The 26,998-nt window shown below is 67.4% G+C and carries 27 protein-coding genes; 17 read left to right on the top strand and 10 right to left on the bottom strand.

Features of this window, described 5'->3' with window-relative positions; translation table 11 throughout:
* Nucleotides 1-8: 8 nt before the first annotated feature.
* Genes ccmC through ccmI form a run of 7 tightly spaced genes read left to right on the top strand, consistent with a single transcriptional unit; the run spans nucleotide 9 to nucleotide 5,542 of the window.
* Nucleotides 9-779 (top strand): heme ABC transporter permease CcmC, encoded by a 771-nt coding sequence (gene ccmC / locus QTH90_RS17480; RefSeq protein ID WP_286665831.1) that lies wholly within the window; start codon nucleotides 9-11, stop codon nucleotides 777-779.
* A complete protein-coding gene (locus tag QTH90_RS17475) occupies nucleotides 776-922 on the top strand; it encodes a heme exporter protein CcmD (protein ID WP_286665830.1) in 147 nt (48 codons plus the stop codon). The genes ccmC and QTH90_RS17475 overlap by 4 nt, the downstream gene beginning before the upstream one ends.
* On the top strand, nucleotides 912-1,370 hold the full coding sequence (gene ccmE / locus QTH90_RS17470) for a cytochrome c maturation protein CcmE (protein WP_286665829.1): 459 nt from the start codon (nucleotides 912-914) through the stop codon (nucleotides 1,368-1,370). The genes QTH90_RS17475 and ccmE overlap by 11 nt, the downstream gene beginning before the upstream one ends.
* Nucleotides 1,367-3,373 carry a heme lyase CcmF/NrfE family subunit gene (locus QTH90_RS17465; protein WP_286665828.1) on the top strand — a complete coding sequence of 669 codons (2,007 nt, stop codon included), beginning with the start codon at nucleotides 1,367-1,369 and terminating at the stop codon, nucleotides 3,371-3,373. Before ccmE ends, QTH90_RS17465 begins: the two co-directional genes overlap by 4 nt.
* Entirely contained in the window at nucleotides 3,370-3,891 is a 522-nt protein-coding gene (locus tag QTH90_RS17460) for a DsbE family thiol:disulfide interchange protein (RefSeq protein WP_286666281.1), read from the top strand. The genes QTH90_RS17465 and QTH90_RS17460 overlap by 4 nt, the downstream gene beginning before the upstream one ends.
* Entirely contained in the window at nucleotides 3,888-4,322 is a 435-nt protein-coding gene (locus QTH90_RS17455; RefSeq protein ID WP_286665827.1) for a cytochrome c-type biogenesis protein, read from the top strand. The genes QTH90_RS17460 and QTH90_RS17455 overlap by 4 nt, the downstream gene beginning before the upstream one ends.
* A complete protein-coding gene (gene ccmI, locus QTH90_RS17450; RefSeq protein WP_286665826.1) occupies nucleotides 4,319-5,542 on the top strand; it encodes a c-type cytochrome biogenesis protein CcmI in 1,224 nt (407 codons plus the stop codon). The genes QTH90_RS17455 and ccmI overlap by 4 nt, the downstream gene beginning before the upstream one ends.
* 52 nt (nucleotides 5,543-5,594) lie before the next feature.
* Here the strand turns inward: ccmI and QTH90_RS17445 are convergent, their stop codons facing one another.
* The 5 genes from QTH90_RS17445 to QTH90_RS17425 all read right to left on the bottom strand — a co-directional run bounded on the left by QTH90_RS17445 (nucleotide 5,595) and on the right by QTH90_RS17425 (nucleotide 9,690).
* A complete protein-coding gene (locus QTH90_RS17445; RefSeq protein ID WP_286665825.1) occupies nucleotides 5,595-6,713 on the bottom strand; it encodes a DUF2855 family protein in 1,119 nt (372 codons plus the stop codon).
* 144 nt (nucleotides 6,714-6,857) lie between these two features.
* Nucleotides 6,858-7,283, bottom strand: coding sequence for an organic hydroperoxide resistance protein (locus QTH90_RS17440; RefSeq protein ID WP_286665824.1), 426 nt, complete (start codon nucleotides 7,281-7,283; stop codon nucleotides 6,858-6,860).
* 65 nt (nucleotides 7,284-7,348) lie between these two features.
* A complete protein-coding gene (locus tag QTH90_RS17435; RefSeq protein ID WP_286665823.1) occupies nucleotides 7,349-7,810 on the bottom strand; it encodes a MarR family winged helix-turn-helix transcriptional regulator in 462 nt (153 codons plus the stop codon).
* A gap of 88 nt (nucleotides 7,811-7,898) precedes the next feature.
* Complete coding sequence (locus QTH90_RS17430) at nucleotides 7,899-8,714, bottom strand: crotonase/enoyl-CoA hydratase family protein (protein WP_286665822.1); 816 nt, start codon at nucleotides 8,712-8,714, stop codon at nucleotides 7,899-7,901.
* A gap of 127 nt (nucleotides 8,715-8,841) precedes the next feature.
* Nucleotides 8,842-9,690, bottom strand: a complete 849-nt coding sequence (locus QTH90_RS17425) for a 3-hydroxybutyryl-CoA dehydrogenase (RefSeq protein WP_286665821.1) — start codon at nucleotides 9,688-9,690, stop codon at nucleotides 8,842-8,844.
* A 165-nt stretch (nucleotides 9,691-9,855) separates the two neighbouring features.
* Between QTH90_RS17425 and purT the strand changes: the two genes are divergently transcribed.
* The 9 genes from purT (at nucleotide 9,856) to QTH90_RS17380 (ending at nucleotide 20,359) form a co-directional block, all read left to right on the top strand.
* Nucleotides 9,856-11,058 carry a formate-dependent phosphoribosylglycinamide formyltransferase gene (gene purT / locus QTH90_RS17420; RefSeq protein ID WP_286665820.1) on the top strand — a complete coding sequence of 401 codons (1,203 nt, stop codon included), beginning with the start codon at nucleotides 9,856-9,858 and terminating at the stop codon, nucleotides 11,056-11,058.
* Nucleotides 11,059-11,084: 26 nt separating this feature from the next.
* Nucleotides 11,085-12,032: a LipP1 family hormone-sensitive lipase gene (gene lipP1, locus QTH90_RS17415; RefSeq protein ID WP_286665819.1), complete on the top strand. Its 948-nt coding sequence runs from the start codon at nucleotides 11,085-11,087 to the stop codon at nucleotides 12,030-12,032.
* Between the two features lie 170 nt (nucleotides 12,033-12,202).
* Nucleotides 12,203-12,946, top strand: coding sequence for a helix-turn-helix domain-containing protein (locus QTH90_RS17410; protein WP_286666280.1), 744 nt, complete (start codon nucleotides 12,203-12,205; stop codon nucleotides 12,944-12,946).
* A 93-nt stretch (nucleotides 12,947-13,039) separates the two neighbouring features.
* Nucleotides 13,040-13,915: a branched-chain amino acid ABC transporter permease gene (locus tag QTH90_RS17405; RefSeq protein WP_286665818.1), complete on the top strand. Its 876-nt coding sequence runs from the start codon at nucleotides 13,040-13,042 to the stop codon at nucleotides 13,913-13,915.
* Between the two features lie 165 nt (nucleotides 13,916-14,080).
* Entirely contained in the window at nucleotides 14,081-15,157 is a 1,077-nt protein-coding gene (locus QTH90_RS17400) for a branched-chain amino acid ABC transporter permease (protein WP_286665817.1), read from the top strand.
* The gene (locus tag QTH90_RS17395) at nucleotides 15,154-15,969 is read left to right on the top strand and encodes an ABC transporter ATP-binding protein (protein WP_286665816.1); all 816 of its coding nucleotides are present in this window, start codon (nucleotides 15,154-15,156) and stop codon (nucleotides 15,967-15,969) included. Before QTH90_RS17400 ends, QTH90_RS17395 begins: the two co-directional genes overlap by 4 nt.
* Nucleotides 15,970-16,498: 529 nt before the next feature.
* A complete protein-coding gene (locus QTH90_RS17390) occupies nucleotides 16,499-17,272 on the top strand; it encodes an ABC transporter ATP-binding protein (protein WP_286569783.1) in 774 nt (257 codons plus the stop codon).
* The gene (locus QTH90_RS17385; RefSeq protein ID WP_286665815.1) at nucleotides 17,269-19,155 is read left to right on the top strand and encodes an AMP-dependent synthetase/ligase; all 1,887 of its coding nucleotides are present in this window, start codon (nucleotides 17,269-17,271) and stop codon (nucleotides 19,153-19,155) included. The genes QTH90_RS17390 and QTH90_RS17385 overlap by 4 nt, the downstream gene beginning before the upstream one ends.
* Before the next feature lie 31 nt (nucleotides 19,156-19,186).
* Nucleotides 19,187-20,359, top strand: coding sequence for an ABC transporter substrate-binding protein (locus QTH90_RS17380; RefSeq protein ID WP_286665814.1), 1,173 nt, complete (start codon nucleotides 19,187-19,189; stop codon nucleotides 20,357-20,359).
* Nucleotides 20,360-20,515: 156 nt separating this feature from the next.
* Here QTH90_RS17380 and QTH90_RS17375 read toward each other — a convergent pair whose 3' ends face one another.
* The 4 genes from QTH90_RS17375 to QTH90_RS17360 all read right to left on the bottom strand — a co-directional run bounded on the left by QTH90_RS17375 (nucleotide 20,516) and on the right by QTH90_RS17360 (nucleotide 23,521).
* Complete coding sequence (locus QTH90_RS17375; RefSeq protein ID WP_286665813.1) at nucleotides 20,516-22,027, bottom strand: tripartite tricarboxylate transporter permease; 1,512 nt, start codon at nucleotides 22,025-22,027, stop codon at nucleotides 20,516-20,518.
* Nucleotides 22,028-22,037: 10 nt separating this feature from the next.
* Nucleotides 22,038-22,526, bottom strand: coding sequence for a tripartite tricarboxylate transporter TctB family protein (locus tag QTH90_RS17370; protein ID WP_286665812.1), 489 nt, complete (start codon nucleotides 22,524-22,526; stop codon nucleotides 22,038-22,040).
* Between the two features lie 152 nt (nucleotides 22,527-22,678).
* Nucleotides 22,679-23,077 carry an RNA-binding regulator gene (rbp, locus tag QTH90_RS17365; protein ID WP_286665811.1) on the bottom strand — a complete coding sequence of 133 codons (399 nt, stop codon included), beginning with the start codon at nucleotides 23,075-23,077 and terminating at the stop codon, nucleotides 22,679-22,681.
* A gap of 228 nt (nucleotides 23,078-23,305) precedes the next feature.
* Nucleotides 23,306-23,521 carry a DUF3820 family protein gene (locus tag QTH90_RS17360; RefSeq protein WP_286665810.1) on the bottom strand — a complete coding sequence of 72 codons (216 nt, stop codon included), beginning with the start codon at nucleotides 23,519-23,521 and terminating at the stop codon, nucleotides 23,306-23,308.
* A 130-nt stretch (nucleotides 23,522-23,651) separates the two neighbouring features.
* Here QTH90_RS17360 and QTH90_RS17355 point away from each other — a divergent pair, with 130 nt between their 5' ends.
* Nucleotides 23,652-24,878: a DEAD/DEAH box helicase gene (locus QTH90_RS17355; RefSeq protein ID WP_286665809.1), complete on the top strand. Its 1,227-nt coding sequence runs from the start codon at nucleotides 23,652-23,654 to the stop codon at nucleotides 24,876-24,878.
* A gap of 113 nt (nucleotides 24,879-24,991) precedes the next feature.
* On the opposite strand, the gene tkt is transcribed toward QTH90_RS17355, so the two are convergent.
* Nucleotides 24,992-26,995 carry a transketolase gene (gene tkt, locus QTH90_RS17350; RefSeq protein ID WP_286665808.1) on the bottom strand — a complete coding sequence of 668 codons (2,004 nt, stop codon included), beginning with the start codon at nucleotides 26,993-26,995 and terminating at the stop codon, nucleotides 24,992-24,994.
* Nucleotides 26,996-26,998: the final 3 nt, after the last annotated feature.

The raw sequence follows: 26,998 nt of genomic DNA, 5'->3' as shown, positions 1-26,998 counted from the left end.
GTCGCGCCATGGACTCGCTCCGACGCATCGACCCGCAAGCCCTGGCGCCACGGCCGGCCGGTCGGCGCGGTCGCTGGCGGCAGCTGGCGTCGCCAGCGGTGTTCCATGGCTGGGCCGGCCGCATGGTGCCGTGGTTCGCTGCCCTCGCCGGCGTGCTGGCGGTGGCGGGGCTGGTGGTCGGCTTCCTGGTGGCGCCGACCGATCACCAGCAGGGCGAGGTCTACCGCATCATCTTCATCCACGTGCCTGCGGCGTGGATGTCGATGTTCATCTATCTCGTCGCCGCGTTCCATGCCGCGATGGGGCTCGCGTTCAACACGCGGCTGTCGGCGCTGATGGCGCGGGCGCTGGCACCCACGGGCGCGCTCTTCACCGTGATCGCGCTGTGGACCGGCGCGGTGTGGGGCAAGCCGACCTGGGGCACCTGGTGGGTATGGGATGCGCGGCTGACCTCCGAGCTGATCCTGCTCTTTCTCTACCTGGGCTACCTGGGCCTGGTGTCGGCCATCGACGATCCGCGGCGCGCGGACCGCGGCGGCGCGATCCTGCTGCTGGCCGGCGTGGTCAACGTGCCGATCATCTATTTTTCGGTGCAGTGGTGGAACACGCTGCACCAGGGCGCATCGGTCAGCTTCACGGCCGCGCCCGCGATGGCGCACACCATGCTCATGGGCATGCTGCTGATGGCGGGCGCCTGCTGGGCTTATTCGGTGGCGGTGGCGCTGGCGCGCGTGCGCTGCCTGATCGTGGAGCGCGACACCTTGGCGAGGCGGCGATGAGCGGCAGCGACGCAACCCTGTACATCCTCGCGGCCTACGGCGTCGCAGCAGTGCTGATCGCCGCCGAGGTCTGGAGCCTCGTGCGGCGCAGCCGCGCCCAAGCCCGGGTGCCGTTGCCTTCGGAGCCGCACGATGAAGCCTAGGACGCGGCGTCTCGCGATCATCGGCTCCGGTCTGCTGGCGTTCGGTCTGGCCGCGCTGCTCGTGCTGAACGCGCTGCGCTCCAACCTGGTCTTCTTCTTCAGCCCGAGCCAGGTGGCGGCCAGTGCCGCGCCGCGCAGTGGCGCCTTCCGCATCGGCGGCCTGGTGGAGAACGGCTCGGTGCAGCGCGGCGGCGACGGACTGACGGTCCGCTTCGTGGTGACCGACCTGGCGCAGCGTGTGCCGGTGAGCTATCGCGGCCTGTTGCCGGACCTGTTCCGCGAAGGCAAGGGCGTGGTGGTGGCCGGCCGGCTGCTGCCCGACGGCTCCTTCGAGGCGACGCAGGTGCTGGCCAAGCACGACGAGAACTACATGCCGCCCGAAGCGGCCGCGGCCCTGGAGCAGGCGCGACAGGCCCACACGGCGCCTACGCTGGAGGCGCCGCAGTGATCCCGGAGATCGGCGTCTTCAGCCTCGTGCTGGCGCTGCTGGTGGCGGTGGTGCAGGGCAGCCTGCCGCTGGCGGGTGCGCACTGGGGCGTCTCCGCCTGGATCCGGCTGGCGCGTCCCGCGGCGCTCGGCCAGTTCATCTTTGCAGCCATCGCCTTCGCCTGCCTCGCATGGAGCTTTCTGGATAACGACTTCTCCGTGCTCTACGTGGCGTCGAACTCGCATGCGGACCTGCCCACCGCCTACCGGTTCGCGGCCGTGTGGGGCGGGCACGAAGGCTCGATGCTGCTGTGGCTCTGCCTGCTCAGTGCGTGGACCGTGGCGGTGGCGCTGTTCAGCCGGCAACTGCCCGAGGCCTACGTCGCGCGCGTGCTCGCCGTGATGGGGTGGCTCAGCGTGGGTTTCCTGCTGTTCCTGTTGTTTCTCTCGAATCCCTTCACCCGACTGATGCCGCCCGCCCTGGTGGGCCGCGACCTGAACCCGCTGCTGCAGGACCCGGGCATGGTGGTGCATCCGCCGGTCCTCTACATGGGATACGTCGGCTTCTCGGTCGCCTTCGCCTTTGCCATCGCCGCGCTGCTGTCGGGCGAACTCAACGCCGCGTGGGCGCGCTGGTCGCGGCCCTGGACCGTGGCCGCCTGGATGTTCCTGACCCTGGGCATCCTGATGGGCAGCGCCTGGGCCTACTACGTGCTCGGCTGGGGCGGCTGGTGGTTCTGGGACCCGGTGGAGAACGCCTCCTTCATGCCCTGGCTGGTGGGCACGGCGCTGATCCATTCGCTGGCGGTGACCGAGCAGCGCGGCGCCTTCCGCAGCTGGACCGTGCTGCTCGCCATCTGCACCTTCTCGCTGAGCCTGCTGGGGACATTCCTCGTACGCTCCGGCGTGCTGACCTCGGTGCATGCCTTCGCGGTCGATCCGGGGCGCGGGCTCTACATCCTGGCCTTCATGGTCGCGGTGGTGGGCGGCTCGCTGCTGCTCTTCGGCTGGCGGGCGCCGCGCATCGGGCTGGGCGGACGCTTCGGCCTGCTGTCGCGCGAGTCGCTCCTGCTGTCCAACAACGTGGTGCTGACGGTCGCGGCGATGGCGGTGCTGATCGGCACGCTCTATCCGCTGGCGCTCGACGTGCTGGCAGGCCAGAAGATCTCCGTGGGGCCACCGTACTTCGAGGCCGTGTTCGTGCCGATCATGGTGCCGGCCGTCTTCCTCATGGGCGTGGGTCCGGTCGCGCGCTGGAAGCATGCGCCGCTGCCCGAACTGGCGCACCGCCTTCGCTGGGCCCTGGCTGCCAGCGGCGCGGCTGCGCTGTTGTTGCCCTTCACCTTGCCGGCGGAACAGCGCGGCTGGTCGGCGATGTCGACCTTTGCGCTCCTGCTGGCGGCCTGGGCCGTCGCCAGCGCCGCGGCGCACGCCTGGCAGCGGCTGGGTGGCGCGCGCGGCGGCTGGATCGAACGCGCGCGTCGCCAGCCGCGCGGCTGGTACGGCATGCTGGTCGCGCATGCGGGCATCGGCGTCTTCATCTTCGGTGCGACGATGGCCAACGGCTTCGAAAGCCGGCAGGAACTCAGGCTGAACATCGGCGAGCGGGCTGCGCTGGCCGGCTTCGAGTTTCGATTCCAAGGCATCGCGCCGGCCAGCGGGCCGAACTACGACGCGCAGCGCGCCACGGTGCAGGTGTCGCGCCACGGCCAGCCGGTCGTGACGCTGCATCCGGAAAAACGCATCTACCGCGCGCAACAGATGCCGCTGAGCCAGGCCGCCATCGACGTGGGCCTGACGCGCGATCTCTTCGTGGCGCTGGGCGATCCGCTCGGCGATGGGGCGTGGACCCTCCGGCTCCACGTCAAGCCCTTCATGGCGTGGATCTGGGCTGGCTGTCTGCTGATGGCCTTCGGGGGCTTGCTCGCAGCGACCGATCGGCGCTACCGCCTGGGCATGGCCGCGCGCAAGGCGGCACCGGCCGGCGGCGCCACGGCCGCATTGCGGCCGCAGGAGGGCGCCTGATGCGCTTCAAGCTGCCTTTCGCGATCTTCATCGTGCTGGCGATCCTGCTGGCGGTGGGCTTGCGTCGCGACCCGAAGCTGCTGCCTTCGGCGTTGATCGACAAGCCGGCACCCGCCATCGACCTTCCGCTGCTGCACGACCCGCAGCAAAGATTGCGGGTCGAGAGCCTGCACGGCCAGGTCTGGCTGCTGAACGTGTGGGCCTCGTGGTGCGCACCCTGCCGCGACGAACTGCCCGTGCTGATGGAACTCGCCGGCAAGGACGGCGTGGTGCTCTATGGCCTCAACTACAAGGACAAGGGCGATGCGGCGCGCAGCTGGCTGCAGCGATTCGGCAATCCCTACCGGGGATCGGCGGTGGACAGCGACGGGCGCGTCGGCATTGACTATGGCGTCTACGGCGTGCCCGAGACTTTCGTGATCGATGGCGCGGGGCGCATCCGATACAAGCATGCGGGCCCGATCAGCGCCGAGTTGTGGCGCGAGCGCTTGCTGCCCGTCGTGCGGAGCCTGCAATGAGCCGCCGGATCTGCCTCGCCCTGCTGTGGGCAGCGATGCTGGGCGCCGCAGCCGCCGGCACGATCGAGGACCGGGAGGCGCGACTCTCTGCCAGCCTGCGCTGCATGGTGTGCCAGAACCAGACCCTGGCCGAATCGAATGCGCCGCTGGCTGCGGACATGCGCCAGCAGATCCGCGAGCAGCTCGGCCAGGGTCGCAGCGAGCAGCAGATCAGGGACTACTTCGAGCAGCGCTACGGCGCCTTCGTGCGCTACGACCCGCCTTTCGGGCCGTCGACCTGGCTGCTGTGGCTGGGACCCTTCGTGCTGCTGGCGGCTGGCTTCGGGGCGCTGTGGCGCGTGGTGCGGCGGCACGGCCGTTCGGAACCCGCGCCGCTGACGCCGGCCGAGCGCGAAAGAGCCGAGACGCTCCTGAAAGGGGACGCGCCGTGACCGCCCTCTGGCTGGCTGCCGTGGCGCTGCTGGTGCTGGCGCTGCTCTTCGTCGTGCCGCCCCTGCTCAGGGCTTCGGCGGCGCGTCCGCTGGCGCAGGGCGATACCGTGCGCAGGCTCCACGCGGACCAACTGGCGCGGATCGAAAAGGACTTCGAATCGCATGCGTTGAGCGCGCAGGACCGCGCGCAGGCCATCGACGAACTGCAGCGGCAGGTGCTCGACGAGGCATCGCCATCGGCGCCGCGCACCGGGCTCGCGTCGCGGCCCTGGATGGGCTGGGGCGTCGCGGGCATCCTGAGTGTCGGCCTGCCTGCCACCGCGCTGCTGCTGTATCTGCAGGTCGGCAACCCGATGGCCGCCGCGAGCCAGATGCTGGCGGCGGAGCGATCAGGCTCCCATGAGGGCGAGGGTGTCGAGGTCGAGAGCATGATCGGCCGCCTCGCAGCGCGCCTGCGCACCCAACCCGACGATGTGGAAGGCTGGATCGTGCTGGCACGCTCCTACGAGTACCTCCAGCGCTACGACGATGCGGTGGTCGCCTACCAGAAGGCGATGGCGCTGGCGCCGAACCAGCCCCAGCTCCTTGCCGACTATGCGGACGCGCTGGCATCGGCTCGCGACGGCGACCTGGGCGGCCCGGCGCAGGCCGCCATCGATGCCGCGCTGGCCATCGATCCCGACCACCCGAAGGCCCTCGCGCTGGCCGGCATGGCCGCTTTCAAGCGGGGCGACCTGCCGCAGGCGCGGCAACGCTGGGAACATGTGCTGGCCTTGCTGCCGCCGGACTCCGAGGCAGCCCGGAAGATCGGCGCGAATCTCGCTGAACTCGGCGCGACGAAACAGCCAGCAGCGCCGCGCGTCGTCGAAGCGGCGCGCCAGCGCGTCGCCGGCACCGTGTCCGTCGCCGCGGCCTTGCGGGAGAAGACTTCGCCGCAAGACACCGTGTTCGTGCTGGCCCGGTCTGCGGCCACCGGACGCATGCCGGTCGCGGTGCTGCGCCTGCAAGTCAAGGATCTGCCCGCGCGGTTCGTGCTCGACGACAGCCTGGCGATGTCGCCGGAGTTCCCGATCTCGCGCTTCGACGCGGTGACGATCGAGGTGCGCGTGACGCGCTCGGGTCAGGCGGCGTCGCAGCCGGGTGACTTGACCGGCTCGGTCGCGGATGTGCCCCTGGGGCAGGACGCTGTCACGCTGGAGGCGGACAAGGTGATCCGCTGAAGGTCGACGGCGGCGCGGCTCAGATCCAGCGCTTCACCGATGCTGCGGGTTGTCAGTCAGGAGACGACGAAGACATCGACAGGATGTGTCCGACGCGCGGATCGCCGCGTCCGGCCAGCACCTCCGCATAGGCCGCCTGCGCCTCCTCGCCACCGGCATGGTGTTCGGCGCGCAGCCACGGCGCCTTGGCATTGGTCACGCGTGCGATGAAGGCATGCCAGGCCTGCACCATGCGCTGGCCGAATGCCTCGCCACCCCATTCGGCGGTGCGCTTCTTGATCTGCGCTGGCGCGAAGAACAGCGTCGCGCGCGGGCCGGGCAGGTCCTTGCCCGAGCCGCTGGCGGCCAACTGGTCGACGTGCGTGCCGCCGATGGAGGCGCTGTGCTTGAGGTTCGTGAACCGCGTATGGATCGCGCGTCGCAGCGCGCCGTTGCCGGCGAAGTCCACGTACACGCAGGGCGTGTCGGCCGGGAGCTGGTCGAGTTCCTCGTAGGCCAGCACGCGGCTGTAGCAGCCCAGGCTTTCGCAGAAGGCCTTGTTGGCCGCCGATGTGAGCCCGATCACTTCGATGCCTTCGCGCTGGGCGAGCTGGAAGGCGGTGCCGTAGGCCGTCTTGCTCGACGCGCTCGACAGCAGCGCCACGCCGGGGCGTGCGCCGAAGAAGTCGTTGTCGTCGAAAAAGTCGTCGATCAGCCAGGAGGTGATGAAGAGCGGTCGCAACAGCGCCTGGATGTCCTCGGTGTCCGCCGTGTAGAGCGGGTCGGACCGGCAGCGGAAGTACTGGTTGTAGACGGCCGGCAGGGCGGCGCGATGCTGGGCACCGTCGGTGAAGCGCTCGGGGGACAGGCGTTCGGGCGTCAGCACGGCGGCGGACGCCATCGGAAAGTAGCCGTAGAGCCGCTCGCCCGTCGCGACGCCGGGATGCAGCGAGAGCACGACCGTCGCGAAGCCCCACACCGGGATCGTGCCCCAGCCCTCCTCGCCCGTCGGGAAGAACTGCCAGTAGTTCATCGCGTCGCCGAACGCGGCGTAGGTGATGTTGTTGGCGGTGAGTGCGAAGCTGTCGATGCGCACCCGGACCTGCCCGTCGGCGAGGCGCTGGTCCTCGGCGGTGCGCAGGCGGGTGGAGGAGAGGTCGTCCTTGCGGATCAGCAGGTCGGTCGTGCTCATGGTTGCTCCTTGTGCGTGCTGTGCGCTGCGAAGTCGTGGGCGACCTTAGCGCAGGCTTGCGTCGATTGCATGAAAAAGGCCCGGCAGTTCGTCGCGTAGGCGACGCCCTGCCGGGCCTTGCGCGAGGCCGGTGGCCTGCGGTGATCAGGCGATCGAGAGTTCGACTTCGACGTTGCCGCGCGTGGCGTTCGAGTACGGGCAGACCTGATGGGCCGTTTCGACCAGCAGCTTCTTCTGCGCGTCGTCCAGGCCCGGCAGGGTGATCGCGAGCTTGACGGCGATGCCGTAGGCCGCGCCGGCGTCGATCGGGCCGAGCGAAACGCTCGCGTCGATGGCGACGTCCTCAGGCACCTTCACGTTGATCTTGGGCGCCACGGCCTTCATCGCACCGATGAAGCAGGCCGAATAGCCGACCGCGAACAGTTGCTCGGGGTTCGTGCCGGGCTTGCCGCTGCCGGGCGAGCTGAGCTTGACGTCCAGCGAGCCGTCGCTGGTCTTGCCGGCGCCGTCGCGGCCGCCGATGGTGTGGGCTTGCGCGGTGTAGAGCACTTTGTCGAGTTTCTTGACCATGGTGGTTCCTTTGGTTGGTGAGAGAGGAAAGGGTGCTTCGACGAGTCGAAGCGTGGAGGGGAAATCTAGGCGGCCTTGATGCGGTCCCGCAGGCCTTGCATCTGCTGCGTGAGGTCGGTCAGTTCGGCCAGCGAGCATTGCGAGGAGGCCAGCAGGCAGGCGGGAACGCTGCCCGCACGCGCCTTGAGCTTGCGGCCGGCAGCGGTGAGGTTGACGTGCACGCGACGCTCGTCGCCCACGTCGCGGATGCGCGCCACCAGGCCGTTGGCTTCGAGCCGCTTCAGCAGCGGCGTCAGCGTGCCGGAGTCGAGAAAGAGGCGCTCGCCAAGCTCCGACACCATGAGGCCGTCGCGCTCCCACAGCACCAGCATCACGAGGTATTGCGGGTAGGTGAGCTGGAGCTTTTCGAGCAACGGCTTGTACAGCTTGGTCATCGCCAGCGACGCCGAATACACAGCGAAGCAGAGCTGGTTGTCGAGCCGCAGCATCTCGTCGGCTGAAAGGGCGGGAGGGGCTGGAGCGGGCATGGGCTGAAGTTTAGCTGGCAATTGAATTGTGTGCAATTTAATTTGTAGCAGGATGTTCCGCATGCGGCGCTGTGCGCCGCATCCCGGATCAGCGCCCGCTGAATCGCGCCGGCCGCCGCTCCACGAAGGAGCGCACGCCTTCGGCGGCGTCCTCGCTGTTGGCAAGACGTTGCTGCACGGGGATGAAATCCTCCACCGCCGCGAGCGGTCCGTGTTCGATCGCCTTCAACACGTTGAGCCGTGTCGCCACCACCGCGAGCGGTGCCTGGGCCGCGATGCGCTGCGCAATGCGCAGGGCCTCGTCGAGTTCCTTCCCGGCCGGCACCACCTTCTGAACGAAGTTCAGGCGGAGGGCCTCGGCGCTGTCGAACTCGTCGGCGGTCAGCAAATGCAGCATCGCGTTGCCCAGTCCCGCGCGCTCGGCCATGCGCAGCGTGGCGCCGCCGGTCGCCATGATCCCGCGCTGGACTTCCATCTGCGAGAAGCGGCAGTTGTCTGCCGCGACCACGATGTCCGCGCCAAGCATCAGCTCGATGCCCACCGTGAAGCAGATCCCCTTGACCGCGACCACCATCGGCTTGGTGCGGCGTCGATAGCCCGGCAAGCCGAAATCGTGCGGCTCGACCAGCCCCTGCGGAACCGCCTTCTCGCCGCGTTTCATGAACTCGGTCACCGCCGGCAGGTCGAGCCCCGCCGTGAAGTGGTCGCCAAAGGCATGCAGCACGCCGACGCGCAGCGCCGGGTCGTCGTCGAGCCGCGTGTAGGCCTCGGCAAGCTGCCTGAACATGGCGGGCGTCCAGCCATTGCGCTTGGCCGGACGGTTGATGCCGATCAGCAGCACATGGTCGAGCACCTGGGTATCGATGCAGCCTTCAGGCGGCGGGGTAGTAGGCGTGGCAGTCATGAGTATTCGTCTCCGTTATTCAGTCAGCTTCGCTTTCGTGGGCTGCCGCGGACCCGGCTTCGCCGGTCCGCTGGCGGCGCCCCCTGAAAGGGGGTGGGCGGCCACACGAAGTGGGCAAGCCTGGGGGTCAGTACGTGTACACGCCCCGGCCCGTTTTCCGCCCCAACTGGCCGGCCGCGACCATTTCCTTCAAGAGCGGGCAGGGGCGGTACTTCGAGTCGCCGAACTGCTCCAGGTACACCTCCATCACGGCCAGGCAGACGTCGAGACCGATCATGTCGGCGAGCGCCAGCGGGCCGATGGGCTGGTTGCAGCCGAGCTTCATGCCGGCGTCGATGTCTTCCGCCGTCGCGAGGCCTTCGGCCAGCACGAAGAAGGCCTCGTTGATCATCGGCACCAGGATGCGGTTGACCACGAAGCCGGGCGCGTTCTTCACCGTGATCGGCGACTTGCCCAGCTTGACTGCGAGCTCCTTCACCGCGTCGTGCGTCGCATCGCTGGTGAGGTAGCCGCGGATGATCTCGACCAGCGCCATCATCGGCACCGGATTGAAGAAGTGCATGCCGATGAAGCGGTCGGCGCGCGAGGTGGCGGCGGCGAGCTGCGTGATCGAGATCGACGAGGTGTTCGACGCGATGATCACTTCCGGCGCCAGCATGGCATCCACCTGCTTGAGGATCTTGAGCTTCAGCTCGTGGTTCTCGGTGGCGGCCTCGATGACGAGCTGCGCGGCCTTCAGGTCCTCGTAGTTCGTGGAGCCCTTGATCAGCGCCAGCGCCGCGTCCTTCTGGGCGGCGGTGAGCTTGTCCTTCTTGATGAGCCGGTCGAGGCTGCCCGACACCGTGGCAATGCCCTTGTCGACCGCGGCCTGCGCGATGTCGACCATGACGACGTTGACGCCCGCCACCGCGCAGGCCTGCGCGATGCCGTTGCCCATCGTTCCCGCACCAATGATGCCGACCGTCTGGATAGCCATGAGAAATGCTCCTTGAACTGAAAGATGAAAGGGGAGGGGATGCCACTGCCGCGGCGATCCATGCCCGGCATTGTGAAACAGCGGCCGCCTGGCGCCGTTGCCGCGTGTGACAGCGCGAGTGATTTAAAGTGCCGCGTTCACATCCCCCAGCCACGGAACCGCACCATGACCACCCTCGGCACCCCCCTCTCTCCTTCCGCGACCCGCGTGATGCTCCTGGGCTCCGGCGAGCTCGGCAAGGAAGTGCTGATCGCACTCCAGCGCCTGGGCGTGGAGACCATCGCCGTCGACCGCTACGAGAACGCCCCCGGCCAGCAGGTGGCGCACCACGCGCGCACCATCACGATGAGCGACCCGGCGCAGCTCCAGGCACTGATCGAGGCCGAGAAGCCGCAGCTCGTCGTTCCCGAGATCGAGGCCATCGCCACGCCCATGCTCCAGCAACTCGAGGATGCCGGCGTGGTGCGCGTGATCCCGACCGCCCGTGCCGCGCGCCTCACGATGGACCGCGAAGGCATCCGCCGCCTGGCCGCCGAGACGCTGGGCGTGCCGACCAGCCCCTACAAGTTCTGCGATTCTCTGGCTGAGCTGCAGGCGGCGATCGACGGCGGCATCGGCTACCCCTGCATCGTCAAGCCCGTGATGAGCAGTTCCGGCAAGGGCCAGAGCAAGATCGACGGCCCGGCCGACGTGCAGAAGGCCTGGGACTACGCCATGGCCGGCGGCCGTGTGAGCCACGGACGGGTGATCGTCGAAGGCTTCATCGACTTCGACTACGAGATCACGCTGCTGACCGTGCGTGCGAAGGACGGCGCCGGCGCGGTGCAGACGCAGTTCTGCGACCCCATCGGCCACGTGCAGGTGAGCGGCGACTACGTCGAGAGCTGGCAGCCGCATCCGATGGCGCCGGCCGCGCTGCAGAAGGCGCAGGAGATCGCGCAGGCCGTGACGACGGACCTCGGCGGCCAGGGCCTCTTCGGCGTCGAGCTGTTCGTCAAGGGCGACCAGGTCTGGTTCAGCGAAGTCAGCCCGCGTCCGCACGACACCGGCATGGTGACCATGGCGACCCAATGGCAGAACGAGTTCGAGCTGCATGCCCGCGCCATCCTCGGCCTGCCGGTCGACACCACCCTCAAGAGCCCGGGCGCCAGCGCCGTCATCTACGGCGGCGTGGATGCCACCGGCATCGCCTTCGACGGTGTGGCGGAAGCGCTCGCCGTGCCGGGCACCGACGTGCGGCTCTTCGGCAAGCCCGAGAGCTTCGTCAAGCGCCGCATGGGCGTGGCGCTGGCGCATGCCGCCGACGTCGACACCGCACGGCGCAATGCCAAGGAAGCGGCGTCGCGCGTGAAGCCTCGCCAAGCCTGATTCATCACCACCCACCCGGAGCGACCATGCTGCATCCTCAAGCCAAGGCCTTCATCGATCTCCTCGTCGAGCGCGGCGTGCCGCCGACCCACACGCTCCCGCACACCGACGCGCGCAAGTTCTATCGCGAGCGGCGCGCCCTCACGCAGCCGGAGCCGGGTGAAGTGGCCGAGGTGCGCGAGCTGGTCGCCGAGGGGCCGCACGGCCCCATTCCGATGCGGCTCTACCGTCCGCTGGGCTCGGATGCGAAGCAGGTGCTGCCGGTGCTCGTCTACTACCACGGCGGCGGCTGGACCATCGGCGATCTCGACACGCACGACACGCTGTGCCGTGAACTTTCCAACCTGTCGGGCTGTGCCGTGGTGGCGGTGGACTACCGCATGGGCCCGGAGCATCGCTTTCCCGCGGCCGTGGACGACGTGCTCGCGGCGACGCGCTGGGTGCGCAAGGAAGCGGCATCGCTCGGCGTGGACCCGAGCCGGCTGGCCGTCGGCGGCGACAGCGCGGGCGGGAACCTCGCGGCCGTGGTCGCCCTCGATGCGCGCGATGCCGGCGACCTGCCGATCGCCTTCCAGCTCCTGATCTATCCCGCGACCGACATGCGCCGCGGGCACCCGTCGCACACGACGAACGGGCAGGGCTATGTGCTGACGCGCGACACGATCACGTACTTCCACGACCACTACATCACCGACCCCGCGCACGATCTCGACTGGCGCGCCTCGCCGCTGCTGCACAAGAACCTTGCGGGCCTGCCGCCCGCACTGGTGCTGACCGCCGGCTACGACCCGCTGCGCGACGAGGGACTCGACTACGCGCGTGCGTTGACCGAGGCAGGCAACCGCGCAACCTACGTCTGCTTCGAACGCCAGATCCACGGCTTCATCACCATGGGCCGCTTGCTCGACGAGGCCAATGCGGCGGTGGCGCTGTGCGCTGGCGAATTGCGGCGCGCGCTGCTGCCACGCGCCTAGAGCCCTAGGGAAAGTCCCCGCGCAATCGGCACCCCCGTTTCCGTTCGCGCCGCTACGATCCTCCGAAACGACGCGGGCCCCGAGGCCCAGCGTCGCCAAGCGGAGGAAAGGGCATCTTGGTGACCAGACAACCGGCAGTGGTGGCGCGCGGGCGCCACGGCGAGCGTCTCATGTGGATCACGACGCAACGCGTGTTCTATGCAGGGCTTCTCGGCGCGGCGGCTGAACGCAGCCTTGGCGGCCACGGCGTGTACGTGTCGCCGACGGGCGCTCCGCTGCGCATCCGTATCGGCGGGAGCGCGTGGCAGAGCGGCGAACTGCTCGTCGTGCCGCCGCAGGTGCCGCACCAAGTGGCGACGGACCATCGCCTGATCCTCAATCTCCTCGTCGAATCGGAATCGGTCGACCCCGCGCTGCTGCCGGACTTCCTCCAGCACTGCGGGCCGGTCGATGCGCCGCAGTTCGTCCGCCGCGTCCGCGATGCGCATGCGCGCCTGCTCGAAGCCTCGGGCCGCGAGAGCTTCGACGGCTTCGACTTCGACACGCTCTTCTTCGGCCAGCCGCTCGCACCGCGTCCGCTCGATGCGCGCATCCGCGCCGTGGTGGACCGCATCAACGCCGACCCGGCCGCGCCCACCTCGGCCGAGGAATGCGCCGCGGCGGTGAAGCTGTCCTTCTCCCGCTTCCTGCACCTGTTCAAGCAGGAGACCGGCGTGCCGTTCCGCGCCTTCCGCGCCTGGAAGCGCGCGCGAAGCCTGCTGCGCCACGTGCGCCAGACGGCCACGCTGACCGACATCGCGCTAGACACCGGCTATCCGGATTCGACCCATTTCAGCCACTCGATCCGCCAGGTCTACGGCCTGCGGCCCAGCGACATCCTCGCCGGCTCGCGTCGGCTCGCCGTGCACCAATGACGCGCACGGCCGCGCCACGACGGATGCGGGACAACCCTCTGCGCGGCGCGCGGTGCTCACCGCTATAAACCGCGAAACCCGAACGAAACCCCCTTGCAAATACTCCAGCTCCTGCTCTCAGGCATTGCGCAAGGCTGCATCTATGGCCTGATCGCGCTGGGGTTCGTGCTCATCTACAAGGCCACCGAAACGGTGAGCTTCGCCCAGGGCGAACTCATGATGCTCGGTGCCTTCTGCGCCTTCGCGGCCATGACGCTGTTCGGGCTGCCCTTCTGGCTCGCGGCGTTGCTCGCGGTGGTCGCCATGATCGCCTTCGGCGTCTTGCTGGAGCTGGTGGTGATCCGCCCGATCCTCGGGCAGCCGCAGTTCTCGATCGTGATGCTGACGATCGGCATCGGCTACGTGGCGCGCGGGCTGATCACGATGATCCCGGCCATCGGCACCGAGACGCACGCGCTGCCGGTGCCCTACAAGGACCAGATCTGGAAGGTCGGCGAACTGGTCGTCAACGTGGAGCAGATGGCGATCATCGTGGCGACCGCAGTGCTGTGCGGGCTGCTGTTCGCGATGTTCCGCTACAGCAAGCTCGGCATCGCGATGCAGGCCTCGTCGCAGAACCAGCTGGCCGCGTACTACATGGGCATTCCGGTGAAGCGGCTCAACGGGCTGGTGTGGGGGCTGGCGGCGGCGGTCGCGGCGATCGCCGGCATGCTGCTGGCGCCGATCACCTTCGTGCACGCGAACATGGGCTTCATCGGGCTCAAGGCTTTTCCGGCGGCGGTGGTGGGAGGCTTCGGCAGCCTGCCGGGCGCGATCGTCGGCGGGCTGGTGATCGGCATCGTCGAGTCCTTCGCGGGCTTCTACCTGCCGGACGGCTTCAAGGACACGGCGCCGTACATCGTGGTGCTCGTGATGCTGATGGTGAAGCCCAACGGCCTCTTCGGCGAGAAGCTGCGCAAGAAAGTCTAAGGATGAAGCTCGCCCCCAGTCTTCGCGCACTTCGTGTCGCTTCGCCTACCCCCTACCGGGGGCAATACCGGCGGCCCGGCGAAGCCGGTTCCGCGGTATTCCCGGGCTTTGGTCGCGCCCGTTTCATGGGGTGCGAGTCTTGGGGCGGCGTGGTGGAAATCTGAGATGCGCTACACCTTCAAGACCAGCTACACGCAGGACATCGACCTCGCCAAGCATGGCGGCCATGTCTTCTGGTACAGCCTGCTGGGCGCGGCGCTGATCGTGGCGCCTTGGGCGCTGCCGGAGTACTGGCTCGCGCAACTGACCTTCGTGCTGATCTACGGGATCGTCGGGCTCGGGCTGATGCTGCTCGCCGGCTTCACGGGGCAGTTCTCGATCGGGCATGCGGCCTTCCTGGGCACGGGGGCGTACACACAGGCGGTGTTGAGCAACCTGGGCGTGCCGTTTCCACTGGCGCTGGTCGCGGCTGCGGCGCTGTCGGCGGCGGTGGGGGTGGTGGTCGCGTTGCCGGCCTTGCGGGTGAAGGGCATCTACCTGGGCATCGCGACGCTGGCCTTCGGCTTCATCGTCGAGGAGGTGTTCGCGCGGTGGGAGAGCGTGACCGGCGGCAACTCGGGACTGCATGTGAAGTCGCCGAAGCTGCTGGGCATGGACCTGGGGTCGAGCGAGAGCTTCTATCTCGTGTGCCTGCTGGTCGCGGTGCTGTGCACGCTCGCGATCCTGAACCTGTTGCGCTCGCCCACCGGGCGCGCCTTCGTCGCCATCCGCGATTCGGAGATTTCGGCGCAGAGCATGGGCATTCATCTGGCGCGCTACAAGACGCTGTCGTTCGCGATCTCGGCTGCGCTGGCGGGTCTGGGCGGTGCGTTGTATGCGCACAAGCTGAGCTTCATTTCGCCGGACCAGTTCAGCATTCTCCAGTCGATTGATCTGCTGCTGCTGGTGGTGATTGGCGGGCTGGGCTCGGTGCACGGCGCGTTCCTCGGCGCGATTTTCCTGATCGCGATGCCGCAGTTGATTGCGTTGGGGAAGGACTGGTTGCCGCCGGTGGTGGGGCAGGCGCCGGGCTTGCAGGGACTGGTCTATGGGCTGGTGCTGATCGCGTTCGTGCTGTTCGAGCCGTTGGGGCTGTATGGGCGGTGGCTCAAGATTCGTACGTGGCTTCAACTCTTTCCCTTCTATCGCAAGGGCTTGTTCAAGCGGCAGAAGTCCTTCACCAAGTCGGATCGCCTGAGATGAGTGCCAGCGACGTTCTTCTCTCGGCCAGCGACCTGAGCGTGCGCTTCGGCGGCGTGCTCGCGGTCAACAAGGTGAGCTTCGATGTGCGGCGTGGCGAAGTCTTCACGTTGATCGGGCCGAACGGTGCGGGCAAGACGACGGTGTTCAATCTGATCAGCCGGATCTACACGCCGACTACGGGCGACATCGTCTGGCATGGCGAGGGCAAGCCGATCGCGCTGACGCAGCAGGCGCCGCACGAGATCGCGGCGCTGGGCATCGCCCGAACTTTTCAGAACATCGAGTTGTTCGAGCATGCGACTGTCCTGCACAACCTGTTGATCGGCCGGCACACGCATCGCAAGACGGGCTTCTGGAGCGAGGTGTTCTTCACCCCGGCGACGCGCCGCGCGGAGATCGCGGCGCGCGAGAAGGCGGAGCAAGTGATCGACTTGCTGGATTTGCAGCATCACCGCGACTCGATGGTGGCGGGGCTGCCCTACGGGGTGCGAAAGGTGGTCGAGCTGGCGCGTGCGCTGTGTACGGAGCCGAAGCTGCTGCTGCTCGATGAACCATCGTCGGGGCTCAATGTGGAGGAGACGGCGGACATGGCGTTCTGGATCCAGGACATCCAGCATGAGCTGGGGATCTCCGTGCTGATGGTGGAGCACGACATGTCGCTCGTGTCCAAGGTGTCTGACCGCGTGTTGGCTATGAACATGGGGGAGGCGCTGGCTACGGGGACTCCACGTGAGGTTCAGTCGGATTCGCGGGTGATCGAAGCCTATCTGGGGACCGTGGATGACGTGAGTAGTTTGCGGAGGGCTGCGTAGTGTTTACTGCTGTGGTGTCCGTTGGAAGAGCGCCCGGCATGCGGTGCGCGCTGGCCGACCCCGCTACGCCGGCCCTTCGGGCTGCCCTGCAGTGCTCGCTTCAGGCGGGGTCCGCGCAAACTCGCTGCGCTCAAACACGCGCGGCCCTTTTTCCGCCTGAAGCTGCGCGCTTCGGCGGCGTAGAGGGGTCGGCCAGCGCGCACCGCATGCCGGGCTTCGTGCGTGTGCGACGGACGAGTGCGCCTCTAACGCCCAAGACCTGCGCGTCATCACACCGCGTGTCGCGGACAGTTCAACCGCAGCGTCCCTGCGACGGCGGGCGGTGTGCCCTGTGCCGGCCGTTGAGGCACCGCCGAGCAGCGCAGCGGTGCGCGGAAAAAGGGCCGCGCGTGTTTGAGCGAAGCGAGTTTGCGCGGACCCCGCGTACCGCGAGCAGCGCAGGGCAGCCCGAAGGGCCGGTGACGTCGGCCGGCACAGGGCACACCGCCCGTCGTCGCCCCCCCAAACCGACGCACAAGAGGGCCGCACGATGAGCGAAACAGTCCTCCAGCTGCTGAACGTAGAAAGCGCCTACGGCCCCATCAAGGCCATCCGAGGCGTCAGCCTCAAGGTCCGCGCAGGAGAAATAGCCACAGTCCTGGGCTCCAACGGCGCAGGCAAGACAACGATCCTGAAGACGATCTCCGGAATCATCGACCCCCGAAAAGGCAGCATCGAATTCCAGGGCCAGAACATCACCGCCAAGGACCCCGCGTACATCGTCCAGCAGGGCCTGAGCCACGTCCCCGAAGGCCGCGAAGTGTTCCCGTTGCTGTCGGTGCGCGACAACCTCCTGATGGGCGCCTACACCCGCAAGGACCGTGACGGCGTGGCCCGCGACATCGAAACGGTCTACACCTACTTCCCCATCCTGAAGGAGCGCGCGACGCAGGACGCCGGCCTGCTCTCAGGTGGGCAGCAGCAGATGCTCGCCATCTCGCGCGCCATCATGGCCGCGCCGCATCTCATCCTGCTCGACGAGCCCAGCCTCGGCTTGTCGCCCAAGCTCACCAAGGAAATCTTCGAGATCGTCGTGCGCATCAACCGCGAGCGCGGCACCACCATCCTGCTGGTCGAACAGAACGCCAACATGGCGCTCAACGCCTCCGACTACGGCTATGTCCTCGAGAACGGCCGCATCGTCATGGAAGACACCTGCGACCGCCTGCGCGAGAAAGAGGACATCAAGGAGTTCTACCTCGGCCTCAAGGACGACGGCGTGCGCGGCGAGCGGCGCTGGAAGAAAAAGAAGACCTGGAGATGAAGAACAACGCCATGCGAGCCAAGGCACCCGCCGGCCTGTGGGACCTGGAACACCTCCAGCCCCGGCAGAACATCGCGGTCCCCGGCGACACCATTCCCGCCATGTTCTGGAACGCGGCCCGCCTGCGCGCCGACAAGGTGTGGATGCGGCAAAAGGAACTCGGCATCTGGCGCAGCTGGACCTGGCAGCAGACCGCCGATGCCGTGCGCGAAATCGCCGGCGGCCTGATGGCCATCGGCTTTGCCTCCGGCGAATGCGCTTCCATCCTGTCGAACACCGTCATCGAATGGGTGCTGTGCGACGTGGCCGTGCTGAGCTGCGGCGGCGTCTCCAACGGCATCTATCCCACCGATGCCGCATCGCAGGTGCACTACCTCTGCGAAGACTCACGCACCACCGTGCTCTTCGTCGAGGACGACGAGCAGCTCGACAAGGCGCTCGAAGTGCGCGGCGCCCTGCCATTGCTGCGCAAGATCATCGTGTTCGACATGGAAGGCCTGCGCGACCTGCGCGAGACCGACGTGATGAGCCTCGATGCCCTGCGCGAACTGGGGCGCGACTACCTGAAGGGCCATCCGCAGGAACTGGAGCAGCGCGTCGCCGCCTGCCGCCCCGAGGACCTCGCCATCCTCGTCTACACCTCCGGCACCACCGGCAAGCCCAAGGGCGCGATGCACAGCCATCGCGGGCTCGTCTACACCGCGCGCGGCTACAACACCCTGATCTCGCAGGACGAGCACGACGAGCGCATGTGCTTCCTGCCGTTGTGCCACATCGCAGAGCGCATGGGCGGCGAGTACTTCGCGATGTACACCGGCTCCATCCTCAACTTCGTCGAGAACCCCGAGACCGTGCCGGAGAACGTGCGCGAGATCGCGCCCACCGTTTTCACCGCCGTCCCGCGCGTGTGGGAAAAGTTCTACTCGGGCGTGATGATCGCGCTCAAGGAAGCCAGTGCGCTGCAGCAGGCGGCCTACGGCTGGAGCATCGGTGTGGGCACAGCCATCGCCGAGCGCGTGCTCGCCGGCCAGCCGGTCGACGGCATGCTGCGCTTCAAGTTCCGCATTGCGCGCTGGCTCGCGCTGGACAACGTGCGCAAGCTGATCGGCATCCACCGCGCGCGATTCCTCGTGACCGGCGCCGCGCCGATCTCGCCCGACCTGGTGCGCTGGTATCTCGCGCTTGGCGTGCCGATGCTGGAGGTCTGGGGCATGACCGAATCGTGCGGTGCGTCTACCGGCGTGCCCGCGACGCGCATCAAGCCCGGCGCCATCGGGCCGGCCGCGGGCTACAACGAAGTGCGCATCGACCCCGCCACCGGCGAGATCCTCGTGCGCGGCACCAACGTGTTCATGGGCTATCTCAACCTGCCCGAGAAGACCGCCGAAACCATCGACGCAGACGGCTGGCTGCACACCGGCGACGTCGGCACGGTCGACCAGGACGGGTATTTCCGCATTACCGACCGGATGAAGGACATCATCATCACGGCAGGCGGCAAGAACATCACGCCGAGCGAGCTGGAGAACGAGCTCAAGTTCAGCCCCTACATCACGGACGCGGTGGTGATCGGCGATGCCAAGCCCTACCTCACGGTGATCGTCATGATCGACCAGGAGAACGTCGAGAAATTCGCGCAGGACCACGACGTGCCCTTCAGCAACTACCAGAGCCTGACGCGCACGCAGGAAGTGCAGGACCTGATCCAGGCCGAGATCGACCGCGTCAATGCCAAGTTCGCGCGGGTCGAGCAGATCAAGAAGTTCTTCCTGCTCGAGACCCAGCTCAGCGCCGAGGACGAAGAACTCACGCCCACGATGAAGCTCAAGCGCAAGCTGGTGCAGGCCAAGTACGCGGAGCGCATCGAGGCGATGTACGCCTGATTTTTTTGCCAACCTAGAGGAGACAGCGGATATGAAGATCAAGTCACTCATCCCCCTTGCCGCGGCCTCTGGCCTGGCGCTGGTTTCCGGCCTGGCCGGGGCGCAGCAGCAGGGCGTCAGCAAGGACGAGATCAGGATCGGCACGATCCAGGATCTCTCCGGTCCGCTCGCCGGCTTCGGCAAGCAGGCGCGCAACGGCATGCAACTGGGCGTGGACGAACTCAACGAGCAGGGCAGCGTCAACGGCCGCAAGCTCAAGCTCTTCGTCGAGGACTCGGGCTACGACCCCAAGAAGGCGGTGCTGGCGGCGCAGAAGCTGGTCAACCAGGACAAGATCTTCATCATGGCCGGCCACATCGGCACCGCGCAGAACATGGCGGCGATGCCGGTGCAGTTCGACAAGAACGTGGTCAACTTCTTCCCGATCACGGCGGCGCGCGAGATGTACGAGCCGCTCAACCGCCTCAAGTATTCGTTTGCGGCGACCTACTACGACCAGATCCGGATCGCGCTGCCGAAGATGATCAAGGAGAAGGGCGCCAAGAAGGTCTGCACCATCTACCAGGACGACGAGTTCGGACTCGAAGTGCAGCGCGGCGCCGAAGCCGGCCTGAAGACCGCGGGCCTGGAGCTGACCGAGAAGACCTCCTTCAAGCGCGGCGCGACCGACTTTTCGTCGCAAGTCGCGAAGATGAAGGCCGCCAACTGCGACCTCGTGGTGCTCGGCACCATCATCCGCGAGACCATCGGGACCGTGGGCGAGGCGCGCAAGACGGGCTTCAACCCGACCTTCCTCGGGTCGAGCGCGGCCTACACCGACCTGATCCACAAGCTCGGCGGCAAGCCGATGGACGGCATCTACGCCACCATGACCGTGCAGAACCCCTACACGGACGAGCAATCGCAGCCGCTGCGCTTCTGGGCCAACAAGTACAAGACCAAGTTCAACGAGGACCCGACGGTGTTCTCGGTCTACGGCTACATGATCGTGCAGAGCTTCATCCAGGCCGCGAACAAGGCCGGGCCGAACCTCACGACGGACACGTTCATCAAGGCGATGGACAGCAGCACCTTCGAGCCGGACATGTTCGGTGCGCCGAAGATGACCTTCACCGCGACCAAGCGTCTCGGCAACGAGCAGTCGCGCCTGTCGCAGATCGTGGATGGCAAGTGGAAAGTCGTATCGGACTACGTGGCGCCCTGACGCGGCGAACGAACCCGCAAAGAAAAAGCCGCCCAAGGGCGGCTTTTTTGAGGCTCCCCTTCCAGAGATACCGAGGAACCGGCTTCGCCGGGCCGCTGGTATCGCCCCCGGAAGGGGGTGGGCGGCTACACGAAGTGAGCCAACCTGGGGGCGAGCTCAATCCTCTACGAAGGCCTCTTCGCGTTTCGCCTTGATCGACGGCAGCAGCACGATGCCCAGCAGCAGACACGCTGCCACCAGCAAGCCGGCCGACAACGGCCGCGTCACGAACACGCTCCACGTTCCGCGCGACAGCAGCAGCGCACGGCGCAGGTTCTCTTCCATCATCGGCCCCAGGATGAAGCCCAGCAGCAGCGGCGCAGGCTCGGTCCGCAGCTTGATGAAGAGATAGCCGATGAAGCCGAAGGCCGCCACCATCCAGATGTCGAAGGTGTTGTTGTTGGTGGAGTACACCCCGATCGCGCAGAAGAGCACGATGGCCGGGAACAGGAACTTGTAGGGCACCGTCAGCAGCTTGATCCACATGCCGATCAGCGGCAGGTTCAGGATGATGAGCATCGCGTTGCCGATCCACATCGAGGCGATCAGGCCCCAGAAGAGTTCGGGGTTGCTGGTCATCACCTGCGGGCCGGGCTGGATGTTGTGGATGGTCATCGCACCCACCATCAGCGCCATCACCGCATTGGGCGGAATGCCCAGCGTCAGCAGCGGGATGAAGGAGGTCTGCGCGCCGGCGTTGTTGGCCGACTCGGGCGAAGCCACGCCGCGGATGTTGCCCTTGCCGAAGGGCACTTCGCCGGGCTTCATGCGGATCTTCTTTTCCAGCGCGTAGGCCGCGAACGAAGCCAGCAGCGCGCCGCCACCGGGCAGGATGCCGAGCGCGGAGCCCAGCGTGGTGCCGCGAAGCACGGCAGGCGCCATGTTCTTGAAGTCGTTCTTGGTGGGCCACAGGCCCTTCACCTCGGAGGTGAACACTTCGCGCTCTTCGTCCGGCTGCGAGAGGTTGCCGATGATTTCGCCGTAGCCGAACACGCCCATGGCGATCACCACGAAGCCGATGCCGTCGGTGAGCTCAGGGATGTCGAAGCTGAAGCGCGCGACACCCGAGTTCACGTCGGTGCCGACGATGCCGAGCAGCAGGCCCAGCACGATCATCGAGACCGCCTTGAGCAGCGAGCCCGACGCCAGCACAACGGCGCCGATCAGGCCGAGCACCATCAGCGAGAAGTACTCCGCCGGGCCGAACTTGAAGGCCAGTTCGGTCAGCGGCGGTGCGAAGGCCGCCAGGATCAGCGTGCCGACGCAGCCCGCGAAGAACGAACCCAGGCCGGCAGCCGCCAGCGCGGGCCCCGCCCGGCCCTGCCGCGCCATCTGGTAGCCGTCGATACAGGTCACCACCGAGGATGACTCGCCCGGCAGATTGACCAGGATGGCGGTGGTGGAGCCGCCGTACTGCGCGCCGTAGTAGATGCCGGCCAGCATGATCAGCGCCGACACGGGGGGCAGCGCGTAGGTGGCGGGCAGCAGCATCGCGATGGTCGCGACGGGGCCGATGCCCGGCAGCACGCCGATCAGCGTGCCCAGAATACAACCGACCAGGCAGTACAGCAGGTTGGTGAGCGTGAAGGCGACGCCGAAGCCGGTCGCGAGGTTGTGAATCAGATCCATGAAGGTCTCCTCAGCCCGAAATGAAGGTGGGCCAGACCTGGATCTGCAACTTGAGCGCCCAGATGAACGCTACATAACTGCCTGCCGCCAGGATGGTCGAGAGAACCAGCACGTCGCGCAGCTTGAAGTGCTCGCCCGCGAGGCTGGAGATGATGGTGAGCGCGTAGATCGCGATGATCATGCCCATGGCCGGCACGCCGACGCTCGGCAGGCCACCGAGCAACACGCCGAACGCGAGGTTGGCCGCGATGACGAAGAACAGCGGCTTCCAGGCCCATTTGCCGATCGGGTCGCCGTCGGCCGTCTCGACCACCAGCGACTGGAACATGACCAGTGCGCCGAGGAACGCCAGCAGGATCCCCAGCATGAGCGGAAAGTAGCCGGGCCCCATGCGGGCCCCGTCGCCGATGTTGTAGGTGGTGGCGCCTATGGCAAAGGCGCCCCCCACCGCTAAGAACATGACTCCTGAAAAGAAGTCAGCCTGACTCTTGATACGCATTGTCTCGACCCTCGTTGATGAGCCTTCGAGGGTCGTCTTCCGCGGCTGACTGTTCGCTGACCACTACTGTACGGACTTCCACGTACGGGCCGGCCGCGCCCAATGAAAAAGGCTCCCGAAGGAGCCTTTTTGCCGTATGTGCTGACGAGGGCTTAGTAGCCGCCGCGGCCACCGCCGCCGCCGCCGTAGCCGCCACCGCCGCTGCGGTTGCCGCCGCCGTAGCCGCCGCCACCACCGCCGCCGTAACCACCGCCGCCGCCGCTGCGGCCACCGCCGCCGCCGAAGCCGCCGGGCGAACGGGGCTCCATCGGACGTGCTTCATTGACGGTCAGGCTGCGGCCGTCGAGTGCCTGGCCATTCAGGCCTTCGATGGCTGCCAGCGCTTCCGCGTCGGTGCCCATTTCGACAAAGCCGAAGCCCTTGGAGCGACCGCTGTCGCGTTCCATCATGACTTTGGCGCTGGCGACCGAACCGTACTGGCCGAAGGCCTGTTCGAGATCGTTGTCGCGGATGGAGTAGGCGAGGTTGCCTACGTAAAGTTTCTTGCCCATGGAGGGACTCCTAATCAAACCTAACAGACAAAGCGATGGAGTCCCAGAATCACAACAAACTAAACAGCGCTGTGGCGCGAAACTGACCGATCACCCGGATCACGCGCGGGCAGCAAGTGGCCGCGACGTCCCGGCATTTTCCTTCACTATGGAACTTTTGGGTGAAATGCTTTTTATTTTTGAACCTATTTGTATCCGTGTGCACCGTATTTGCGACGTATTCGCGATTCAGGGCCTTTTTCGGAGCGGATTCAGCAGCGTTTTGAGCCCGTTGTGGTCGATTTCATGCATCAGAGCGAGCAAACGGCCAATTTCTCCTGCGGGAAAACCCTCACGCGCGAACCAGGTGAGGTAATTTCCGGGCAGGTCGGCGATGACCCGACCCTTGTATTTGCCGAAGGGCATTTCGAGGGTCACCAGGCGTTCCAGGTCTTCCGGCTTCACGGCAAGCTCCGCGCTTTCGCGCTGCGGTGCTCGACTTCGAAACGGTCCGGCAGCCCATGGTGGCTATGCTCCTTCATCTCTGCGACCCTCGCTTTTTCCATTCATCGGCTCCATTCAGGCCCGCTTCTTCATGCCATTCCAATCCCTGGGACTCGATCCTGCCCTGGTGCGTGCCGCCGCTGACAAGGGCTACGTCGCGCCCACGGCCATCCAGCTCGAAGCCATTCCGGCGATCCTGCAAGGGCGGGACCTGCTGGGCGCGGCCCAGACCGGCTCCGGCAAGACGGCGGCATTCTCGCTGCCCCTGCTGCAGCGGCTGGCGCGCGAGCCACGCTCGTCGCCGCGGCGCCTGCAAGCGCTGATTCTCGTGCCCACGCGCGAGCTGGCGGCGCAGGTGGGCGAGTCGATGCGCGGCCTGGCGCAGCACCTGCCCGTGCCGGTGAAGATCGCCGTCGCGTTCGGCGGCGTCTCCATCAACCCGCAGATGATGGCGCTGCGCGGCGGTGCCGACGTCATGATCGCCACGCCGGGCCGGCTGCTGGACCTGATCGACCATCGCGCGCTGCGCTTGTCTTCGGTGTCGACGCTGGTGCTGGACGAGGCCGACCGCCTGTTCGACCTCGGCTTTGCCGAGGAACTCGGGCGCATCCTCGCGCTGCTGCCGAAGGAGCGCCAGAACCTCCTGTTCTCCGCAACCTTCCCGCAGGCGATCCAGTCGCTCGCCGAAGGACTGCTCCAGGACCCGGTGCGGGTCGAAGTGCAATCCGAGGCGGCCGAGGAGCCCGCGATCCTGCAACGCGCGATCGAGGTCGACGCCGCGCGGCGCACACAACTGCTGCGCCAGCTGGTCAAAGACAGCGGCTGGACTCGCGTGCTCGTGTTCGTCGCCACCAAGCACGCCTCGGAGATCGTGGCCGACAAGCTGCGCAAGGCCGGCATCGAGGCCGAGCCCTTCCATGGCCTGCTCAGCCAGGGCAAGCGCACGCAGGTGCTCACCGACTTCAAGGCGTCCAGGGTGCAGGTGGTCGTCGCGACCGATCTCGCGGCGCGCGGCATCGACGTCGCCCAGCTCCCCGTGGTGGTGAACTACGACCTGCCGCGTTCGGCCGTCGACTACGTGCACCGCATCGGCCGCACCGGCCGCGCGGGTGAAAGCGGTTTGGCCGTGAGCTTCGTCAGCGCGGCTACCGAGGCGCACTTCAGGCTCATCGAAAAACGCCAGGGCCTCAACGTGCCGCGCGAGCGCGTGGCAGGCTTCGAGCCCGTCGAAACCGCCGTGCCCGCACCCGCCGGCACCGGCGGCATCAAGGGCAAGCGCCCCAGCAAGAAGGACAAGCTGCGCGCCGCCGCGCGTTGACCGCCATGCCCAATCCCAGGAATACCGCGGAACCGGCTTAGCCGGGCCGCCGGTATTGCCCCCGGAAGGGGGTTGGCGGCTACACGAAGTGAGCGAGCCTGGGGGCGAGAGGTTTATCCAGTCTTGAGAAGCCGCCGAGCCTCGGCCACGATCGCACCTGGCGTGATGCCGAAGTGCCTGTACAGGACATCGGCAGGGCCGGAGGCACCGAAGCCCGTCATGCCGACGAAGCCGCCGCGCTCGCCAAGCCAGCGGTCCCAGCCGAAGCGCAACGCAGCCTCGACGCCGATCCGCACGGTGCCGCCGGGCAGCACCGAGGCCCGGTAGGCATCGTCCTGTGCCTCGAACAGCTCCCAGCACGGCATCGACACCACGGCCGTCGGAACCCGGTCGGCTTGCAGCGCCTCGCGGGCCTCGAGGGCGAGCGAGACTTCGGAACCGGTCGCGATGAGCGTCACCGCCGCGCGCACTCCGCCTTCCGCCGCAGCCAGAACGTAGGCGCCGCGGCTCGACCGGTTGCTGTTGTCGTCGCCGGCATTGCGGCGGCGGACCCGGGGCAGCGCCTGTCGCGCGAACACCAGGCTCGATGGTCCGCTGCGATGCTCGAGTGCCGCCTCCCAGCATTCGGCGGCCTCGACCGCGTCGGCCGGGCGGAACACCAGCATGTTCGGCATGGCGCGCAGGGACGCGAGGATCTCGACCGGCTGATGCGTCGGCCCGTTCTTGCCGAGGCCGATCGAATCGTGGCTGAACACGAACTTCACCGGCAGCCCCATCAGCGCGGCCATGCGCATCGCGGGCCGCTCGTAGTCGGAGAAGGCGAGGTAGGTCACGCTCAGGGGGATGACGCCGCCATGCGCCGCCATGCCGTTGGCCATCGCGCCCATCACGTGTTCCCTGACGCCGCAGTGCACATACGCACCGCCGCGGTCGTCGGCAGTGAAGGCGTTCAGGCGCCGCTTGTGGCTGGTCGGCGCTTCGAGGTCTGCGCAAGCGACCATGCGCTCGGGCAACACATCGGTGAGCAGGTCGTTGATCTCGGCCGAAATCAGGATGCCCCCTTGCGGCTGGTCGTCGCTGTCGAGCATGCGGCGCTTGTAGCTGTGCAGCACGTCGCGCCACTCCAGCGGCAAGTCGCCGGCCATGATCCGCTCGAACTCGGCGCGATCGGCCGCCGGCAAGCCGGCCAGCCTGCGCTGCCACTCGTCGTAGGCCGCTGTGCTCCGGCGCCCGGCGTCTCGCCAGGCCTGCAGCACCGGCGCCGGCACTTCGAACGGCGCGCCGGGCCAGTCGAGCGCCTGTCGCGCGGCATCGGCGTCCTCGGGATGCAGCCTCGCGCTGTGGCCGCCACGCTGGCCCTGGAGCCTCGCGATGCCGCGCGCAATCACCGTGCGGCACGCGATCATCGACGGGCGCGGGTCCTGCCGCGCAAGGGCGAGGGCGTCGGCCACCGCCTCGATGTCGTGGCCGTCGACCTCGATCACGTGCCAGTGGGCGACGCGGAATCGCTCCGCGACGTCCTCGCTGATCGAGAGCGCCGTGCTGCCGTCATCCGTGATGCGGTTGTCGTCCCACAGCAGGATCAGCTTGCCCAGCCGCAGATGTCCCGCCAGCGAGATCATTTCCTGGCCGATGCCCTCTTGCAGGCAACCGTCGCCGACGAACGCATAGGTGAAGTGGTCGACCAGACCCGGGCCGAAGCGCGCGCCGAGATAGGCCTCGGCCACCGCCATGCCGAAGGCGTTCGCGATGCCCTGGCCGAGCGGCCCGGTCGTGACTTCGATGCCGCTCGACGGATCGAACTCCGGATGGCCTTCGCAGCGCGAGCCGAACTCGCGAAAGCTCCGGACCTGTTCCAGCGAGATGTTCCGGTAGCCCGTCAGGTACAGCAGCGAATACAGCAGCATCGAGCCATGGCCGTTCGACAGCACCACGCGATCGCGGTCCGGCCAGGTCGGGTCGGCCGGGTTGAACTTCAGGTGGCGCGTGTACAGCGCCGTCGCGATCTCGGCCATGCCGAGCGGCACGCCCTGGTGCCCCTCGGTGGCACGCACGATGGCATCGATCGAGAGGAAGCGGATGGCATGCGCCAGCGGCGCGAGTGCGTGGGACGTCATGGC

Source organism: Variovorax flavidus, from assembly GCF_030317145.1.
GTDB lineage: Bacteria > Pseudomonadota > Gammaproteobacteria > Burkholderiales > Burkholderiaceae_C > Variovorax > Variovorax flavidus.
The sequence above is the reverse complement of the archived record's forward strand: the minus strand, read 5'-3'. Positions and strand labels throughout refer to the sequence as shown.